This window comes from Corynebacterium lowii, assembly GCF_001412085.1.
Taxonomy (GTDB): domain Bacteria; phylum Actinomycetota; class Actinomycetes; order Mycobacteriales; family Mycobacteriaceae; genus Corynebacterium; species Corynebacterium lowii.
Window position 1 is genome coordinate 312,354 of record NZ_LKEV01000002.1, and the last position, 18,834, is coordinate 331,187.

At 62.9% G+C, this 18,834-nt stretch carries 16 protein-coding genes; 12 read left to right on the plus strand and 4 right to left on the minus strand.

Annotated features, from left to right (window positions below; all coding sequences use genetic code 11):
• Positions 1 to 85: 85 nt before the first annotated feature.
• Positions 86 to 2,008, plus strand: coding sequence for an asparagine synthase (glutamine-hydrolyzing) (asnB, locus tag Clow_RS04805; protein ID WP_055177085.1), 1,923 nt, complete (start codon positions 86 to 88; stop codon positions 2,006 to 2,008).
• A 52-nt stretch (positions 2,009 to 2,060) separates the two neighbouring features.
• Here asnB and Clow_RS04810 read toward each other — a convergent pair whose 3' ends face one another.
• Entirely contained in the window at positions 2,061 to 2,405 is a 345-nt protein-coding gene (locus tag Clow_RS04810; protein WP_055177088.1) for a HesB/IscA family protein, read from the minus strand.
• A gap of 177 nt (positions 2,406 to 2,582) precedes the next feature.
• Here Clow_RS04810 and Clow_RS04815 point away from each other — a divergent pair, with 177 nt between their 5' ends.
• Together Clow_RS04815 and Clow_RS04820 are read left to right on the plus strand one after the other, a co-directional pair.
• Positions 2,583 to 3,302 carry a DUF3043 domain-containing protein gene (locus Clow_RS04815; protein WP_055177091.1) on the plus strand — a complete coding sequence of 240 codons (720 nt, stop codon included), beginning with the start codon at positions 2,583 to 2,585 and terminating at the stop codon, positions 3,300 to 3,302.
• Between the two features lie 62 nt (positions 3,303 to 3,364).
• Entirely contained in the window at positions 3,365 to 4,369 is a 1,005-nt protein-coding gene (locus Clow_RS04820) for a nicotinate-nucleotide--dimethylbenzimidazole phosphoribosyltransferase (RefSeq protein ID WP_156334645.1), read from the plus strand.
• Between the two features lie 45 nt (positions 4,370 to 4,414).
• Here the strand turns inward: Clow_RS04820 and Clow_RS04825 are convergent, their stop codons facing one another.
• Complete coding sequence (locus Clow_RS04825) at positions 4,415 to 5,536, minus strand: branched-chain amino acid aminotransferase (RefSeq protein ID WP_055177097.1); 1,122 nt, start codon at positions 5,534 to 5,536, stop codon at positions 4,415 to 4,417.
• A gap of 73 nt (positions 5,537 to 5,609) precedes the next feature.
• On the opposite strand from Clow_RS04825, the gene Clow_RS04830 reads away from it, so the two are divergent.
• On the plus strand, positions 5,610 to 7,112 hold the full coding sequence (locus Clow_RS04830; protein ID WP_055177100.1) for a leucyl aminopeptidase: 1,503 nt from the start codon (positions 5,610 to 5,612) through the stop codon (positions 7,110 to 7,112).
• Here Clow_RS04830 and Clow_RS04835 read toward each other — a convergent pair.
• Entirely contained in the window at positions 7,109 to 7,519 is a 411-nt protein-coding gene (locus Clow_RS04835; RefSeq protein WP_055177103.1) for a hypothetical protein, read from the minus strand. The two genes, Clow_RS04830 and Clow_RS04835, sit on opposite strands and share 4 nt — an antisense overlap.
• 149 nt (positions 7,520 to 7,668) lie before the next feature.
• On the opposite strand from Clow_RS04835, the gene sucB reads away from it, so the two are divergent.
• From sucB to Clow_RS04870, 7 genes are all read left to right on the plus strand, one after another.
• Positions 7,669 to 9,327 carry a 2-oxoglutarate dehydrogenase, E2 component, dihydrolipoamide succinyltransferase gene (gene sucB, locus Clow_RS04840; RefSeq protein ID WP_055177106.1) on the plus strand — a complete coding sequence of 553 codons (1,659 nt, stop codon included), beginning with the start codon at positions 7,669 to 7,671 and terminating at the stop codon, positions 9,325 to 9,327.
• 126 nt (positions 9,328 to 9,453) lie between these two features.
• Positions 9,454 to 12,390 carry an aminomethyl-transferring glycine dehydrogenase gene (gene gcvP, locus Clow_RS04845; RefSeq protein WP_281175650.1) on the plus strand — a complete coding sequence of 979 codons (2,937 nt, stop codon included), beginning with the start codon at positions 9,454 to 9,456 and terminating at the stop codon, positions 12,388 to 12,390.
• Positions 12,383 to 13,513, plus strand: coding sequence for a glycine cleavage system aminomethyltransferase GcvT (gene gcvT, locus Clow_RS04850; RefSeq protein ID WP_055177109.1), 1,131 nt, complete (start codon positions 12,383 to 12,385; stop codon positions 13,511 to 13,513). The genes gcvP and gcvT overlap by 8 nt, the downstream gene beginning before the upstream one ends.
• Positions 13,514 to 13,557: 44 nt before the next feature.
• Entirely contained in the window at positions 13,558 to 13,950 is a 393-nt protein-coding gene (gene gcvH, locus Clow_RS04855) for a glycine cleavage system protein GcvH (protein WP_055177111.1), read from the plus strand.
• Between the two features lie 27 nt (positions 13,951 to 13,977).
• Entirely contained in the window at positions 13,978 to 14,733 is a 756-nt protein-coding gene (gene lipB, locus Clow_RS04860; RefSeq protein WP_055177115.1) for a lipoyl(octanoyl) transferase LipB, read from the plus strand.
• A gap of 41 nt (positions 14,734 to 14,774) precedes the next feature.
• Positions 14,775 to 15,827, plus strand: coding sequence for a lipoyl synthase (gene lipA, locus Clow_RS04865; protein WP_055177118.1), 1,053 nt, complete (start codon positions 14,775 to 14,777; stop codon positions 15,825 to 15,827).
• A gap of 45 nt (positions 15,828 to 15,872) precedes the next feature.
• Positions 15,873 to 16,655, plus strand: coding sequence for a DUF4191 domain-containing protein (locus tag Clow_RS04870; protein WP_055177120.1), 783 nt, complete (start codon positions 15,873 to 15,875; stop codon positions 16,653 to 16,655).
• On the opposite strand, the gene Clow_RS04875 is transcribed toward Clow_RS04870, so the two are convergent.
• A complete protein-coding gene (locus Clow_RS04875; protein ID WP_055177124.1) occupies positions 16,652 to 17,125 on the minus strand; it encodes an RDD family protein in 474 nt (157 codons plus the stop codon). The two genes, Clow_RS04870 and Clow_RS04875, sit on opposite strands and share 4 nt — an antisense overlap.
• 130 nt (positions 17,126 to 17,255) lie before the next feature.
• On the opposite strand from Clow_RS04875, the gene glnA reads away from it, so the two are divergent.
• On the plus strand, positions 17,256 to 18,692 hold the full coding sequence (glnA, locus tag Clow_RS04880) for a type I glutamate--ammonia ligase (RefSeq protein WP_055177129.1): 1,437 nt from the start codon (positions 17,256 to 17,258) through the stop codon (positions 18,690 to 18,692).
• The last annotated feature ends 142 nt before the right edge of the window (positions 18,693 to 18,834 follow it).

The following is an 18,834-nucleotide window of genomic DNA, read 5'->3' on the forward strand; positions in this document are numbered from 1 at the left end:
GCTTTATGCAGTAGATGAGCACTCGTGCCATCATGATTTATAGTATTTTTTCATCTTCCCCCACTTGAAGGAGTAGACAAAGGATATGTGCGGGCTTCTTGGTTTCCTGTCCGCTGATGGGAAGGCCACTGATTATGTGGATGCTGTAACTAACGCGCTTCCTTGTCAACGCCACCGCGGCCCCGACGACTCCGAATCATGGTCGGATAGCGACGTCGTTCTTGGCTTTAATCGGCTCTCGATCGTCGATCTTGAGCACTCCCACCAACCCCTGCAATGGGGCCCCGAGGACAACCCCGAGCGCTACACGCTAACTTTCAACGGGGAGATCTATAACTACGTGGAGCTGCGCGAGGAGCTTCAAGCCGCAGGCTACCACTTCCGCACCACGGGAGACTCCGAAACCATCGTGGTGGGCTACCACCACTGGGGTGCAGAGGTCGTGGAACATCTGCGCGGCATGTTTGGTTTTGGTGTGTGGGACTCCCAGAAGCGCACTCTCTTCATCGCGAGAGATCAATTTGGCATCAAGCCCCTCTTCCTCGCCACCACCGCGCAGGGCACTGTTTTCTCTTCCGAGAAGAAGTCCATCCTGGAGATGGCCCCCGCTCTGAATCTAGATCTCAGCCTTGACCGGCGCGCCATTGAGCACTACGTGGATCTCCAATACGTGCCCGAGCCGGAATCTCTCCATGCCCAGATCAGCCGCCTGGAATCCGGTTGCTACGCCACCATCACCCCCGGTCAAGCACCAAAGATTCAGCGGTACTTCCGCCCCGCCTTCCGCACCACGCCGGTGCCACAGGGCCGCGAACAAGATCTCTTTGACCGCATCGCGCGCGTGCTGGAAGATAGCGTGGAAAAGCATATGCGCGCCGACGTCACAGTGGGTTCCTTCCTCTCCGGCGGCATCGACTCCACGGCCATCGCTACGCTGGCCAAGCGCCATAACCCTGATCTGCTCACCTTCACCACTGGTTTTGAGCGTGAGGGCTACTCCGAGGTAGATGTGGCAGCCGAATCCGCCGCCGCCATCGGTGCCGAGCACATCGTTAAGATCGTCTCCCCCGAGGAATATGCCGAGGCTATTCCCAAGATCATGTGGTACTTGGACGATCCGGTAGCCGATCCTTCCCTGGTTCCCCTGTATTTTGTGGCCGCAGAGGCGCGCAAGCACGTCAAGGTGGTGCTCTCCGGTGAGGGTGCTGATGAACTCTTTGGCGGTTACACCATCTACAAGGAGCCGCTCTCCCTCGCTCCCTTTGAAAAGATCCCCTCCCCTCTTCTCAAGGGGCTACGCCGCCTTAGCGCCGTTCTTCCCGAGGGTATGAAGGGGAAGTCCCTTCTAGAGCGCGGCACGATGAGCATGGAAGAGCGCTATTACGGCAATGCGCGCTCCTTCAATTTTGAGCAGATGCAGCGAGTGATTCCGTGGGCCACCCGCGAATGGGATCACCGGGAGGTCACGGCCCCGATCTATGCGCAATCGCGGCACATGGATCCGGTGGCGCGTATGCAGCATCTAGACCTCTTCACCTGGATGCGCGGAGATATTCTGGTCAAGGCCGATAAGATCAACATGGCGAACTCCCTGGAACTGCGCGTGCCCTTCCTGGATAAGGAAGTATTCAGCGTCGCTGAGTCCATCCCCCATGAACTCAAGATCGCCCACGGCACCACCAAGTACGCCCTGCGCAAGGCGATGGAGCAAATCGTGCCCCCGCACGTGCTGCACCGCAAGAAGCTCGGCTTCCCGGTGCCCATGCGCCACTGGCTTGCGGGCGACGAGCTCTTTGGTTGGGCTCAAGATACCATCACGGATTCTCAGACCGACGAGATCTTTGATAAGAAGGCCGTGCTGGAAATGCTCAAGGAGCACCGCGATGGGGTTTCCGATCATTCCCGCCGCCTCTGGACGGTCCTTGCCTTCATGATCTGGCATGGGATCTTTGTCGAGCACCGTATTGATCCCCACATCGAGCACAAGGACTATCCGGTTAATATCTAGAAAGCACGAAAAAGGCGGCCACCCGGCCGCCTTTTCTCAATTCTCCGATGGATTAGTGGAACGAATCGCCACAGGCACACGAGCCACCCGCGTTGGGGTTATCAATGGTGAAGCCCTGCTGCTCGATCGTATCGGCAAAATCAATGGTCGCCCCCATGAGGTACGGGACGGACATCTTATCCACCACCAGGCGCACGCCGCCAAACTCATCGGCCTTATCGCCGTCAAGGGTGCGATCGTCAAAGTAAAGCTGATAGCGCAGTCCAGCACAACCGCCGGGCTGCACGGCAATGCGCAGGGAAAGATCATCGCGCCCCTCTTGGTCGAGAAGCGCCTTGGCCTTGGCCGCGGCGGCGTCGGAAAGCGTTACTCCGGTGCTAGTAGAAGGTGCAGTCATTTTCGGTGAACTCCTTGCTGCATGGACTCTCGTTGCTGCATCTGGTTTCCCACAACCCTACCCGTGGCGGTACGGGGGTGCCGGAGCACGGTCGGGAAGAGGGACGACATACCTTTTAACACACGCGATCAAGCCGGTATTCCCGCTGTGTCCCACCGTGCTTGTACAGTTGTATCCGTGAAATTACCGTGGCAGAACACTGACGACGCCGATACCGCTCCCGCTCAGGCCTCCGAGCCGCAGAGCGTGCCTGAAACCCATGAAGAAGGCACGCCCCTGCCCAAGGGCTATACGCCGCCCAAGGGGCGCCCTACCCCCAAGCGCAAGGAGGTAGAGATGGAGCGCGGCGTAATTCGGGGTGCCTCTATGGCTCCCACCACGCCGCAACAGCAGCGTCAGCGGCGCAAAGAACTCAAGGCTTCCATGTCCAAGGAGGAGTGGAAGGAGTACAAGCGCAAGGAGCGGGAGGAATCCCGCCGTCGTCAGCGCGAAACGCAGGCCGCGATGGATCGCGGAGAGGAACGCTACCTCTTGCCTCGTGATAAGGGGCCGGAGCGTGCCTTCGCCCGCGATTGGGTAGATTCCCGGCGCTTTATCAATAACTGGGTGATGCCCTTTGCCCTGTTGCTTTTGCTCTCCATGTTCGTTACCAATGGAATGCCCCAGATAGCAGCGGTATTTTCCTTGGTTTCTATGGGCATCATCATTATCTTTGCTCTGGAAGGCATTATCCTCGGGCGCCGCGTGAACCGCGCTGTGCGCTCGGAGTTCCCCAATACTTCCCAAGCTGGCCTGGGGCTGGGCTTCTACGCCTATTCCCGCGCTATGCAACCGCGCCGCTGGCGTACCCCGAAGCCCCGGGTGGAGCTCGGCGCGGCGGTCGGCCGCGCGCAATAAGTTCCGCAGTAAGTTCTCAGCACAGTTAGCCCTCGTCAACGACAAAATTAGTAGAGGTCATCGTGGAGTTATTCAGCCCTGTCACCTCCCCCACCGGTAGCGCTGAACACCTGCCCAGGGTACTGCCACAGGACATCGCCGGGCGATTACGCGATGTAGCCTCTTTTTTTGCCGCGGCACAGGGAGTATCGGCAACCGAGCCCCTGCGCCCCATTCGGAACAGCCGGATGATGGTTTTTTATGGCAACCGCTCCGCTACGCGGGCAAGCGTTCTCTCCACGGAACAGGCCATTAGCTTTCACCGGAAGGCCAATGAAGGAACCGGCCCCACCCATGCCTTTACCGAGGCCGTGGGAATACCCGCAACCGTCATAGATGTTCCCCCAGAGTCCTCCTTTGACCAAGCGAAGGAAATGGGTATTCAGGCCGCTGACCACCAGGCCGATCGCGGCACGGATCTCCTCTTAGCGGCGTCGATAGGCGCCGGCGAGGACGAGGAGGCCTTAGCCCTGCTGGGATTGCTTACGGGAAGGGAACCCGTGGCGGTTCTCGGTTTTCACGGCACGGCGGATAAGCAATGGAGCAAGCGCGTCACCCTCATCCGCGATCTCATGTTCCAGGCGCGTGCCCACAAGCGTTCCGCAGTAGATCTCCTGCGCCATCACGCAAGCCCCGCGCTGGTGGCCCTGGTGAGTTTCCTCGCCCAATGCGCCGTACGACGCACCCCCATCCTGCTCGATACCACGGTGAGCTGCGTGGCCGCCTGCTATGCGGAGGCTCTGGCTCCTGGGGCTAAGAACTGGATGCTCGCGGGGCAACTCACCCCCCACGCGGGCCATCTGATGGCTCTGCGCCACCTCGGCCTCACTCCGCTCTTTGCCCTCAATATGCCGCTGGGCATGGGCACCGGGGCCGCCACCACCGTTCCGCTGGTGCGCGCTGCCACCTCGCTTTATGGAGAGGTGACGGGAGAAGCCCCAGCGGACGAACCGACAAGCGCCCCCTCAAACCAACCCACAGGCGAACCCGCGAACAAAACCACAGGCCAGCCCGCAGGTGATAGATAAAGCGGCACCCCGCGCATCTCGGCGCCGCTTTACTTCGGTACCGCTTTATTCCGCTGCCGGCACCAGGGTGTGCATCCACCCGTGGGTATCTTCTGCCACCCCGTGCTGAATGTCGGTGAGGCGCTGGCGCAGCTTCATCGTCACTGCTCCAGGCTCATTATTGCCCACGGTAAACTCGCCGTCATTGGATTTCACCACGCCCACGGGGGTCAGCACGGCGGCGGTACCACAGGCCAGAGTCTCCGTGAGCACGCCGGATTCCGCATCTTTGCGCCATTCTTCCTTGGAGATGAGCCGCTGCTCGGTGGCGTAGCCGAGGTCGCGGGCCACGTGGAGCAGGGAATCACGGGTCACGCCCGGCAGTAGGGAGCCGCTGAGCTTCGGGGTCACCAGGGTGACCCCCTCCGGGGAGTCCTCGGAGCCGTACACGAACATGAGATTCATGCCGCCCATTTCCTCGATGTAGTTCCGCTCGATGGCATCGAGCCACACCACTTGGTCGCAGCCTTTCTCGCTGGCCTGTGCCTGGGCGAGGAGGGAGGCGGCGTAATTTCCGGCAAACTTCGCCGCTCCCGTGCCACCCGGCGCGGCCCGCACATAATCCTCGGAAAGCCACACGCTCACCGGCTTAAGGCCGCCCTTGAAGTAGGCACCCGAGGGCGAGGCCATGAGAAGGAAGGTATAGGAAGAAGAGGGGTGCACGCCGAGGGTCTGCTCCGTGGCAAACATGAGGGGGCGCAGGTACAGCGCGGCCTCTCCCCCGGCCTCGGGAACCCATTGCTGATCCACGTCAACGAGCACCCGCACGGCCTCCAGAAAGTCCTCCACGGGCAACTCGGGCATGGCCAGGCGACGGGCCGAATCCTGCATGCGCTGCGCATTCCGATCGGGGCGGAAGGTGGCAATAGCGCCATCCGGCATCCGATAGGCCTTCATTCCCTCAAAAATCGCCTGACCATAATGCAACACCGAGGTGGCGGGGGAAAGTTCAATCGCCCCAAAGGGCATCACACGCGCATCGTGCCAGCCGGATTCTTGATTCCAGTCGATACGCACCATATGGTCGGTAAATTGCTGGCCAAAGGCGGGGTTAGCCAGAATCTCCGCGCGGCGCTCATCGGTAACGGGGTGGGGGTTGCGTTGAACCTCAAAGGTGAGAGAAGTCATGCTCCTCACCGTACACTCCGGTTGGAAGGCGATAGGCTTATACGGTCTGCATTCTCTATTCTCAGGAGGTCTTATGCTCAGCGGTTTACCTACCCGAGGTACCCTCGCCCCCGCCACCCTGGCTAAAAAGGTCCCGCAGGACACCCAGGTCATTCTCTTCCCTGTATTTTCCGGCGAAGAAGGCCCTGAGTTTCCCCTCACCGGCCCGCTGAGTTCTTCCGCCGCGCGCGCCTTGGTCGACGCCGCCGAGGCCCTCGGCTTTGAGGGTAAGAGCGATACCTGCGTGGTATTCCCCGCCCCTTCCGCTCTCAAGGAAACCCGCGCGGTAGCCCTCGTGGGGCTTGGCGACGCCGCGGAGTTCGATACCGAGGTGCTGCGCCGGGCGATGGGCTCGGCCGCCCGGCACATGCGCACCCGTGGTTCGGTTTTCGTGGCCGCAGGTGACCTCGGGGAAGGTACCTTGAAGGCGGCCGTCGAGGGCTATCTGCTGGGGTCCTATTCCTACGAGGGACAGCGCAGCACCCCTACGCAGGAGCCGGGACCGGTGACCTTCTTGGGTTCTAGGAAGAAGGATAAGGCCGCTTTCCGGGAAGCCCTCATCAATGCCGAGGCCGTGGCCCTGGCCCGCGATCTCACCAATACCTCCGCGCGCGATCTCTACCCGGCTTCCTATGCGGATACCCTTGCTGCCCTCGCCGCCGAGCACGGCGTGGAATCGGAGATTTATGATGCCTACCGCCTTTCGGTGGAGGGATTCGGTGGTATTCTCGCCGTCGGCTCCGGCTCTCAGCGCGCCCCGCGCCTCGTGCGCCTGCACTGGGCTCCGTCAAAGGCTCATGCCTACGTGGCTCTGGTGGGCAAAGGAATCACCTTCGATACCGGCGGAATCTCCCTCAAGCCCGCCGCCAACATGGAGGTCATGATCTCCGATATGGGTGGCTCCGCCGCCGTAGCCGCCAGCATTATTGCAGCGGCACGCCTCAATCTTGAGGTGGAGATCACCGCCTGGCTCCCGCTCGCAGAAAACATGCCCTCGGGTTCGGCCACTCGCCCCGGAGACGTCATCACGCATTACGGCGGGCTCACCTCCGAGGTGCTCAACACCGATGCGGAGGGGCGCCTCGTGCTTGCCGACGCCCTCGCTCGTGCCGGTGAGGATCACCCCGACGCCATCCTGGAAGCCTCCACGCTTACCGGAGGCCAGCTCGTTGCTCTTGGCACCCGCACCACTGGCGTGATGGGTTCGGATGAACTCCGGGATCTCGTGGCTCAGGCTGGGCGGGAAGTGGGTGAATCCGCCTGGGCCATGCCGCTTCTGGAAGAACATTCCGCGGCCCTGGCCTCCCCCGTGGCAGACATGCGCAACACTCATAATTCCCGCAATGGGCAAATGCTCTTTGCCGGTGCATACCTGTCCCGCTTCATTCCCGAGGGAGTGGAGTGGGCGCACCTCGACGTCGCCGGGCCCGCCTGGAATGAGGGTGCCGCCTACGGTTACACGCCCCAACGAGCCACCGGAGCCCCGGTGCGGACTTTCCTGCGGGTCTTAGGGCAACTGGCTAACCCCAAGGCTTAGTTCTCTCGGTTCTCTTGGCGGTTTTCCTCGTCGCGCTCTAACTGAGCGCGGCGTTGCCGCTGCTCCTCGCGCTTGCGCAAGAGGCGATCCCTTTCGATCCGCTCGCGCATGCGCTGCGGGTACCCGGTTTCCTCCACGTCGTACACGGGGCAATCGAGGAGTTTCGCCAGCGCATCAATCCCCTTGGGGCCTCCGATGCGGCGGCGAATAAAGTCCCCCGATTCATCGACCACCACGGCGGACATCTCATTGACAAAGGTCTCTGGTTCCACAAAGGCCTCCACGAAAGCTCGCTCCTGGGCCCACTGCCGCAATTCCTGGGCATCATCAGGGCGAATCGTCGCCCCTGGGGCGCGCGGTGGGCGCGGCCCGGCCTTTTTCTTACGGCGACCAAAAAGTTTGAACACGGCCTACAATTGTAGGGGTACTCACTGTATCCCGCGACACCCTCCACGCCCCTCGCCGTGAGGGCACCTCCGGTGCGCACGACTTCGGGCGGGCAGGTACGGTTATTGTATTAGAACCATCTACACGACTATCGAGGAGTCTGACACACATGGCGTTCTCAGTAGAGATGCCCGAACTGGGCGAATCCGTTACCGAAGGCACGATCACCCAGTGGCTCAAGTCCGTGGGCGACACCGTAGAGGCTGACGAGCCCCTACTGGAAGTCTCCACCGACAAAGTAGACACCGAAGTCCCCTCCCCGACCTCCGGTGTTCTCCTCGAAATTAAGGCCGAGGAAGATGACACCGTGGACGTCGGCTCCGTCATCGCCGTGATTGGCGATGCCGATGAGGCCCCCTCTTCCTCCGCCCCGTCCGATGAAGAGGAAGATCCGGCCCAGGATTCTGATTCCACCGGAGAGGCTACCGAGGTAGCCATGCCCGAACTGGGCGAATCCGTTACCGAAGGCACGATCACCCAGTGGCTCAAGTCCGTGGGCGACACCGTAGAGGCCGACGAGCCCCTACTGGAAGTCTCCACCGACAAAGTAGACACCGAAGTCCCCTCCCCCGTGGCCGGCACCCTGCTAGAGATTCTTGCCGAAGAGGACGACACCGTCGAGGTGGGCGCCGCTATCGCCCGCATCGGTGACAAGAGCGCCTCGGCCCCCAAGCAGCCGGAGAAGAAGGACCCCGAGCCCGAGGCACCCGCCCCCAAGGAGGAGCCGAAGCAGGAAGAGCCCAAGGCCAAGGAGCCCGCTCCGAAGGCTGAGAAGAAGGAAGAGGCTCCCAAGCCCTCCGCCACCACCGGCAACCTTCCCTACGTCACCCCGCTCGTGCGCAAGCTCGCGGAGAAGCATTCCGTGAACCTCAGCGAGGTCAAGGGCACCGGCGTGGGCGGTCGCATCCGCAAGCAGGATGTTCTCGACGCCGCCTCCGGTTCGCAGGAGACCGAGGCCGGGGCCGAGGCCACGGCGGCGTCGGCAAGCAATGCTCCCAAGGCTCCAGGCGCTGCTTCCACCAAGTCCGTGGACCCGGAGAAAGCCAAGCTGCGCGGCACCGTGCAGAAGGCCAACCGTATCCGCCAGATCACCGCCTCCAAGACGGTGGAGGCTCTGCAAACCTCCGCGCAGCTCACGCAGGTGCAAGAGGTGGATATGACCAAGGTAGCCGTGCTGCGCAAGGCCAATAAGCCCGCCTTCGCGGAGAAGCACGGCGCCAACCTCACCTACCTGCCCTTCTTCGCTAAGGCCGTGGTGGAGGCCCTGGTCTCGCACCCGAACGTGAACGCCTCCTACAACGCGGAGACCAAGGAGATCACCTACCACGAGAGCGTGAACCTCTCCATCGCCGTGGATACCCCGGCTGGTCTGCTCACCCCGGTGATCCACAACGCGCAGGATAAGACCCTGCCGGAGTTGGCTCAGGCCATCGCGGAACTCGCGGAGCGCGCCCGCAATAACAAGCTCAAGCCGAACGATCTGGTGGGTGGCACCTTCACCATCACCAATATCGGCTCGGAGGGTGCGCTGACCGATACCCCGATTCTGGTTCCGCCGCAGGCGGGCATCCTGGGCACCGGCGCCATCACCAAGCGCCCGGTGGTGCGCACCGAGGATGGCCTCGATGTGGTCGCCATTCGCCAGATGGTGTTCCTGCCGCTGACCTACGATCACCAGTTGGTCGATGGCGCGGACGCTGGCCGCTTCCTCACCACGGTGAAGGATCGTCTGGAGACCGCCGATTTCGAGGGTGATCTGTTGCTCTAGCATTTCCCTCCGGTGATACGAGGCCCTAGCCCCATTTGGGGTTAGGGCCTCGTTGTTATGCGTCTCGCAACGCCTATAATACGGGCAGATAACTCACTTTCATTGTGGTTAAAGGAGACACCTCACTTGACGCATCTCACCCCCGTGACTGATCCTTCCTCCTATCCCGCCCGCCACCTGGGTCCAAGCAATGCCGAATCACAGGCCATGCTCAGCGCCCTGGGCTTTGATTCCCTCGAAGCGCTTATCGACGCCGCCCTCCCTCCCGCTATCCGCGCCGAGGCCTCCCCGGCCCTGCCCGCTCCCCTCTCCGAACACCAGGCGCAGGCGCGCCTACGGGAATTGGCCGATAAGAACGTGGTGCTCCACTCTCTCTACGGCCAGGGCTACTACGACACCATCACTCCGCCCGTGATCCGCCGCGGTGTGCTGGAAGATCCGGGCTGGTATACCGCCTATACCCCCTATCAGCCGGAGATCTCCCAGGGTCGATTGGAGGCGCTGCTGAACTTCCAGACCCTCGTCTCCGAACTCACGGAATTACCCATCGCCGGGGCCTCCCTGCTCGATGAGGCCAGCGCCGTGGCCGAGGCCGTGGGGCTGATGTCCCGCGCCAAGAAGAAGGGGCGCCGGGTGCTCCTCGATGCCCGCCTGCACCCCCAGGTGATCGCCGTGGCCGCAGAACGCGCCCGCGCCATCGAGTTAGAGGTAGAGGTGGAAAGCCTCAATGGCCCCATCGTGGGCGAGGATTACGTGGGCGTGGTGATCGCCTATCCCGGCACCGAGGGGGACATCATCGACCCCCGCCCCATCATCGAGGACATACACACCCGCGGCGGCCTAGCCACCGTGGCCTGCGATCTCATGGCCCTGCAAGTGCTGGAATCTCCCGGAACCCTGGGGGCGGACATCGCGGTGGGTTCCTCTCAGCGCTTTGGCGTGCCGCTCTTCTTCGGCGGCCCGCACGCGGCCTTCATCTCCGTGACGGATAAGCTCAAGCGCCAACTCCCCGGTCGCGTGGTGGGAGTTTCCAAGGACGCCGCGGGGGCTCCCGCCTACCGCCTCGCCTTGCAGACCCGCGAGCAGCACATTCGCCGGGAAAAGGCCACTTCCAATATCTGCACCGCTCAGGCGCTTTTGGCCGTGACGGCCTCCATGTACGCGGTGTACCACGGCCCGGAGGGGTTGAAGCGGATCGCGCTCGCCATTCATCGCCGCGCGGCCCTGCTTGCCGCCGCCGTGGAGGCCGCCCCCGGCCTGGAATTGGTGCACGATACCTTCTTTGACACCCTGACGATCCGCGCGGAGAACCGCGATAACCTCGCCCAGGCCCTTGCCCAGGCCGGGTACCTGGTGCGCCCCCTCGGCACCGATAAGATTTCCGTGGCCTTTGGTGAGTCCTCCACCGAGGAGGACGTAGCCGCCATCGCTAAAGCGCTGGGTATTTCGGCAACTCCGGGGGCGTCGGCAAGCACCGAGGAACAAGGCGAGGAAAGCGGCCTGCCGGAGAGCCTGCGCCGCCGCACGGAGACCTTGAAGCACCCGATCTTCTCCAAGATTCACTCCGAGACTCAGATGCTGCGCTACCTGCGCGAGCTCTCGGATAAGGATTTGGCGCTGGATCGCACCATGATTCCCCTGGGTTCGTGCACCATGAAGCTGAATCCCACGGCGGGCATGGAGCCGATTAGCTGGCCCGAGTTCGCTCAGATTCACCCCTTTGCCCCCGAGGAACACACGCAGGGCTGGCGCGAACTCATCGAGGAGATCGAGGGCTGGTTGGCGGAGATCACCGGCTATGCCAAGGTGTCCGTGCAGCCCAATGCAGGCTCTCAGGGTGAATTGGCCGGTCTACTGGCTATCCGGCGCTATCACGTGGCCCAGGGCGATCAGGGCCGGGATATTTGCCTGATTCCGCAGTCCGCGCACGGCACCAACGCGGCCTCGGCAACGCTAGCGAACCTGCGCGTGGTGGTGGTTGCCACGGCGGAGGACGGCTCCATCGACCTTAGCGACCTCGATGCCAAGTTGGCCCAGCACGGCGAGCACGTGGCGGCGATTATGATTACCTACCCCTCCACCCACGGCGTCTTTGAGCCGCAGGTGCGCGAGGTATGCCAGAAGGTGCACGCCGTGGGCGGCCAGGTGTATATCGACGGCGCGAATATGAATGCGCTGGCGGGGTTGGCCCGCCCCGGCGAGTTCGGCGGCGACGTCAGCCACCTGAATCTGCATAAGACCTTCACCATTCCGCACGGCGGTGGCGGCCCCGGTGTGGGCCCGGTGGCGGTGCGCGAGCACCTGATTGACTTCCTGCCCACTGACCCCAACGGCGTCGATCCGCTGCACCCCGCTCCCGAGGGCACCGGCGTGCCGATCACCGCCACCCGCTACGGCTCGGCCGGTGTGCTGCCGATCTCCTGGTCCTACCTCGCCATGATGGGCGGCGAAGGCCTGGAGCAGGCCACGGCGCACGCGATTCTCGGGGCCAATTACGTGGCGGCGCAGCTGCGCGATGATTTCCCGATTCTCTACACCGGGGAGACCGGCCTGGTGGCCCACGAGTGCATCGTGGATCTGCGCCCGCTCACCGACGCCTCTGGGGTCACCGCCGCCGATGTGTGTAAGCGCCTGGTGGATTACGGCTTCCACGCCCCCACCCTGGCCTTCCCCGTGGCGGGCACCCTCATGGTGGAACCCACGGAATCGGAAAGCCAGGAGGAGTTGGATCGCTTCATCGAGGCCATGCGCTCCATCCGCCGCGAGATTCAGACCATCATTAACGGCGGCATCGCCTACGAGGATTCCGTGCTTCACCACGCTCCCTTCACCGCCGCCAGCGTCTCCCGCAACGAGTGGCCCTATGCCTTTAGCCGGGAGGAAGCCGCCTGGCCGGTGGCTTCCCTGTACCGCGCCAAGTACTTCCCGCCGGTGCGCCGCATCGACGAGGCCTATGGCGACCGCAACCTGGTGTGCTCTTGCCCCGCGCCGGAGGCTTTCGATTTCACCACCTCTGGTGACGCTGCCGCTGCCACCACCCCGAACGGAGGAACCAATGTCTAACCCCGATTCCCTGCGCCATTCCCCGCTGCACGCCGAACACGAGGCCCTAGGCGCCTCTTTCACCCCCTTTGGCGATTGGTCCATGCCGCTGAAGTACGGCAAGGAGCTGGAAGAGCACCGCGCGGTGCGCGAGCGTGCGGGCCTCTTCGATCTCTCCCACATGGGTGAGGTGCGCGTGAGCGGCCCCCAGGCGGCCGCCTTCCTGGACTACGCGCTCATCTCTCATCTTTCCTCCATCGCCGTGGGACGCGCCAAGTACTCCATGATCGTGCGCCCCGATGGGGGCATTATCGACGATCTCATCACCTATCGCCTGAGCGAAGAGGAGTTCCTGGTGGTGCCCAATGCCTCCAATACCGCGGTGGTGGTAGAGGCCTTGCGCGAGCGTGCGGCGGGCTTTGAGGTCACCCTCGACGATGAATCCACGCAGACCGCGCTCATCGCGGTGCAGGGTCCGCGTGCGGAGGAGATCGTGCTCTCCCTCGTGGGTGAACAGGACCGCGAGGCCGTGCGCACGCTTAAGTACTACGCCGCTTTTTCCGCCACCGTGGCCGGTATCCCGGACGTTCTCATCGCCCGCACCGGCTATACCGGCGAGGACGGCTTTGAGCTCTTCACTCCCAACGAGAACGCCTCGGCGCTGTGGGCCGCCGCACTGGAGGCCGGGCAGCCCCACGAGATTCAACCGGCGGGCCTGGCCGCGCGCGATTCTCTGCGCCTAGAGGCCGCCATGCCGCTCTACGGCAACGAACTCACGGAGCAGACCACGCCTATCGACGCCGGCCTGGGCGTGCTCGTCTCCGCCAAGAAGGAAGCGGACTTCGTGGGCAAGGAGGCCTTGAAAGCTGCTGCGGAGCCCACCCGGGTTCTCGTGGGGCTTGCCTCCGAGGGCAAGCGCGCGGCGCGCTCCGGCGCCACCGTGCTTTCCACCGAGGGCTCTGAAGGCTCCGAGATCGGTGTTGTCACTTCTGGCCAGCCCTCTCCCACGCTGGGCCACCCCATTGCCCTGGCCTACGTGGACCGCGCCAGCGCTACCCCCGGCGCGGAGGTGACCGTGGATATTCGCGGTAAGCACTACCCCTTCCGCATCGTGGAGACCCCGTTCTACCGGCGCTCCCGATAAGATTTTTCCAACACTGCAAGCACTCACTGCTCGAAAGGAACATCATGGCTACCCTTCCCGATTCTTTCTCCTACTCCGAAGAACACGAGTGGATTAACGCCGCCGCCGATGCTGCGGTGGGCTCCACCGTGCGCGTGGGCATCACCTCCGTGGCCACCGAACGCCTGGGCGAAGTAGTTTTTGCCGAGCTGCCCGAGGTGGGCGATACCGTCACCGCCGGTGAAACCTGCGGCGAGGTGGAATCCACCAAGTCCGTCTCCGATCTCTATGCTCCGGTGAGCGGCACCGTGACCGCCATCAACGAGGAAATCGAGGATAACTACGAGATCATCAACGAGGACCCCTTCGGCGCGGGCTGGCTCTACGAGGTGGAGGTCACCGAGGTAGGCGAGTTGATGAGCGCCGCTCAGTACGCCGAGGCCAACGGCGTGGAATAGGCTCTAGGGGCTTATGATGTAGCCACTATGACTGCACCTAGGAAGCCCTTTTTCCCCGCCGATCGCTCCATCCGCGCCGCGAGCGATCCCCTCAATATTCGCCACCTCGGCGTGATGGATTATCGGGAGGCCTGGGAGCTCCAGGCCGATCTCGCGGCGCGACGCCACCGGGGGGAGGTGGGCGATACCGTGCTGGTGGTGGAGCACCCCAACGTCTACACGGCGGGTAAGCGCACGCAGCCGGAGGATCGCCCACATAATGATCTTCCGGTGATTGACGTGGATCGCGGCGGGCGCATCACCTGGCATGGCCGCGGCCAACTGGTGCTCTATCCCCTCATTCAACTGGCCGATCCCGTGGACGTGGTGGATTACGTGCGCAGGCTGGAAGAAGCCATCATCCAGGCCGTGCGCCAGGTGGGTGTGGAGGACGCCGGGCGTATCGACGGCCGCTCGGGGGTCTGGGTTCCCGCCTCTCACGGGAAGGCGGACCGCAAGGTAGCCGCCATTGGTATTCGCATTACTCGCGGGGTGACCATGCACGGCATTTCTCTTAACTGCTCCAATACCCTGGACTACTATCACCACATCATTCCCTGCGGGATTACCGATGCCGGGGTAACCACCCTCTCCGAGGAATTAGGCCGCGAGGTGAGCACCGAGGAGATGACCGCTCCCCTGCTCGCCGCCCTCACGGAGGCATTGGAGGGAAGGCTCGTTGTGGCCGATCATTCCTTTGGCTCCGCCCCCGACCCCACCAAGGGCTTACCCCGCAAGCGCTGAGGGTTTAACGCGGGGTGACCTTTAAAGGTAAGGTGACGAATGTGACTATCGCACCTGAAGGCCGTAAGTTACTGCGCATTGAAAAGCGCAATGCGCAGACTCCCATTGAGCATAAACCGCGCTGGATCCGGAACCAGGTGAAAAACGGTCCGGAATACCAGGACATGAAAAAACGTGTCTCCGGCGCTTCCCTTAACACGGTGTGCCAGGAAGCCGGTTGCCCCAATATTCACGAGTGCTGGGAATCCCGCGAGGCCACCTTCCTCATCGGCGGAGCTAATTGCTCGCGCCGCTGCGATTTTTGCCAGATCAACTCCGCTCGCCCCGAGCCCCTTGACGTGGACGAGCCGCGCCGCGTGGCGGAATCCGTGCGCGAGATGGGCTTGAATTACTCCACCATCACTGGCGTGACCCGCGACGATCTCGACGATGAGGGCGCCTGGCTCTACGCCGAGGTAGTTCGGCAGATCCACCAGCTCAACCCGCACACCGGCGTGGAGAATCTGGTGCCAGACTTCTCCGGCAAGGCCGATTTGCTCCAAGAGGTCTTTGAATCCCGCCCGGAGGTCTTTGCCCACAACGTAGAGACGGTGCCGCGTATCTTCCGCCGCATCCGCCCCGCTTTCCGCTATGAGCGTTCCCTTGACGTGATCCGCCAGGCCCGCGATTTTGGCCTCATCACCAAGTCCAACCTCATCTTGGGCATGGGTGAAACGCAGGAGGAGGTTCTTGAGGCGCTCTCCGACCTCCACGAGGCCGGTTGTGACATCATCACCATCACCCAATACCTGCGCCCCGGCCCCATGTATCACCCCATTGACCGTTGGGTGAAGCCCGAGGAGTTCGTGGAATACGCCACGGCGGCCGAGGAATTGGGCTTTGGTGCCGTTATGTCCGGCCCCTTGGTGCGCTCTTCCTATCGCGCGGGGCGTCTATACGCTCAGGCGATGGAGGCGCGCGGCCTAGAGCTCCCCGAGAACCTGAGCCACCTGGCGGAGACCTCGCAGGGTTCCACGGCTCAGGAGGCCTCCACGCTGCTCTCCAAGTATGGACCTTCCCAGGAGACTCCGGTGGTCTCCGCGCTGGCGAACTAGAGCGCACTTATCCCTTTATGTCAGCCATCCCCTATCATGAGGGGCATGGCTGACCCGAAGAAACAGGCCGCAAAGGCGGCTAAAAAGGAAGAACGCGCGGCCAAGCGCGCCCGGCGCAAGCAGAATTACTCGCAGATCTGGCAGGCCTTTAATCTGCAACGCAAGCAGGATAAGGCCCTGATTCCGCTCATGCTCGCCGCCGTGGTGGGCTTGCCGCTGGTGTTCTTCCTCATTGGCATGCTCTTTAACGGCCAATGGTTCATGCTGCCCATCGGCCTACTGCTCGGCATCGTGCTGGCGATGTGGATTTTCTCCCGGCGCATTGAATCTTCCATGTACGAGCGCGCAGGCGACTCCCCCGGTGCCGCCGGGTGGGCTCTGGAAAATATGCGCAACACCGTGGGCGTGGTGTGGTTTACCAAGACCGCCGTGGGGGCCACCACTCAGATGGACGCCGTACACCGCGTGGTGGGTGTGCCCGGCATCGTGCTCGTGGGCGAGGGGGCTCGCCACCGCGTGCGCCCCATGATGGAGCAGCAGAAGAAGCGCCTGAACCGCCTCGTGGGTGGGGTACCCATCTATGAGATCTATGCCGGTGACGGCGAAGATGAGGTTCCCCTCAAGCGCCTCCAGCGCGAACTGCTCAAGCTGCCGCGCAACTACAAGAAGAACGACGTCTACCCCATCAACGCCAAAATCGAGGCGATGGATAACACCGTGGCAGGCACGCCCGCGGGAATGCCCAAGGGCCCCATGCCCAAGGGGGCCAAGGTGTCCGGTCTCAATCGCCGGGCTCGACGCTCCGCAGAGCGTTCCAACAAGGGCTAGGCCATAATGACGGCCGTGCCGGTGGCGCGGTCGTGCATGCCGCGGCCATCAGCATCGACGAGGGCCGCGGGGAATACCAGACCGGTCAGCAGGGTGCGCACCACGGCCCGCCAGAGGCCGACGCGCTCGGGGGCGTCGATACGCGCAATGCCCATGCCCAGCACCGCCTGGCCGGGGGTGCGGGCAAAGAGCCAGCCGCTGAGGATACCGAGCACGAGATAAAAGAGGTACGTCATGGTGCTCACCCCGCCGAGGGCGGTGGTGAACATATGCACGAAGCCCGCGAGAATCCAGGCGATTCCCCAGTCAATCGCCACTCCCCCGGCGCGGCGCGCCACGGTGCTCAGTGAGCCGGGACCGCTGCGGGGAAGGCCCAGGTTGGCCCCTGGGTAGGCGCCGGGGCCCTCCGGGCCGTCGAACTGCGAGGGGATCTGGGGGCCGTCGAGCCAGCTTCGCTTGGGATTCGCCATACGCTCAATCTATCGCACGGAACACGGTAGACTACAATGTGTTTGATGGCACGAGTTTTTGGTAGCACAATAGTTATTGGGCTACACTTCAAGCCATACCCCTAGCCGCGAGGAACCCAGGAGCAAAACCATGGCTTTTACCTCACATGAAGAACTGGTCAAATATATCAAGGACGAGGGGGTTGAGTTTATTGACGTGCGCTTTACCGACGTCCCCGGCACCGAGCAGCACTTCTCCATCCCCGCCAGCGCCCTTGATGAGGATGCCCTAGAGGAGGGCCTGGCCTTCGACGGCTCCTCCATTCGTGGTTTCACCACCATTGACGAATCGGACATGAACCTCCTGCCCGACATCGCCACGGCAAGCATCGACCCCTTCCGCCGCACCAAGACTCTGAACATGAAGTTCTTTGTGCACGACCCCTTCACCCGCGAGCCCTTCTCCCGCGACCCGCGCAACGTGGCCCGCAAGGCGGAGGAATACCTCGCCTCCACCGGAATTGCCGATACCTGTAGCTTCGGCCTGGAGGCGGAGTTCTACCTCTTCGATTCCGTGCGCTACGCCGCCGAGACCAACCACGCCTTCTACGAGGTGGACTCCAACGAGGGTTGGTGGAACCGCGGCGAGCTCGAAAACCTCGACGGCACCCCCAACACCGGCTACAAGAACCGACCCAAGGGCGGCTACTTCCCCGTGCCCCCCTACGACCAGACCGTAGAGCTGCGCGACCGCATGGTGCACACGCTTGCCGACGCCGGCTTCGAGATCGAGCGCTTCCACCGCGAGGTGGGCAGCGGCGGACAGCAGGAGATCAACTACAAGTTCAACACCCTGCTCCACGCCGCCGACGACCTCCAGACCTTCAAGTACATCATCAAGAACACCGCAGCGGCAGCGGGCAAAACGGCCACCTTCATGCCCAAGCCTCTGGCCGGGGACAACGGCTCCGGCATGCACGCCCACCAGTCGCTATGGAAGGACGGCAAGCCGCTCTTCCACGATGAGTCCGGCTACGCCGGGCTTTCCGACACCGCCCGCTACTACATCGGCGGTATCCTCCACCACGCGGGCGCGGTGCTGGCCTTCACCAACCCCACCTTGAACTCCTATCACCGCCTGGTGCCCGGCTTCGAGGCCCCCATCAACCTCGTGTACTCCCAGCGCAACCGCTCTGCGGCCGTGCGCATCCCGATCACCGGTTCCAACCCCAAGGCCAAGCGCATCGAGTTCCGCGCTCCGGACCCCAGCGGCAACCCCTACCTGGGCCTGGCCGCCATGATGCTCGCCGGCCTCGACGGCATCAAGAACCGTATCGAGCCGCACGCCCCCGTGGACAAGGACCTCTACGAGCTGCCTCCGGAGGAAGCCGCCTCCATCCCGCAGGCTCCGACCTCCCTGGACGCCTCCCTGCGCGCCCTGGAAGCCGATAACGAGTTCCTCACCGAGGGCGATGTGTTCACCGAGGATCTCATCGAGACCTATATTCAGTACAAGTACGATAACGAGATCGCTCCGGCGCGGTTGCGGCCGACTCCGTTGGAGTTTGAGATGTACTTTGATTGCTGAGATTTAAAATCAAAAGCCCTGCCTTGAGCAGGGCTTTTTTGCTGTTTAAATATTTTTCTTTATCCCACCTCACCGGCACAGAGTATGAGACTTGCGCATGGGTACTGCCTCTCCCCGTACCCCCCGGTATACCCCACGAGTA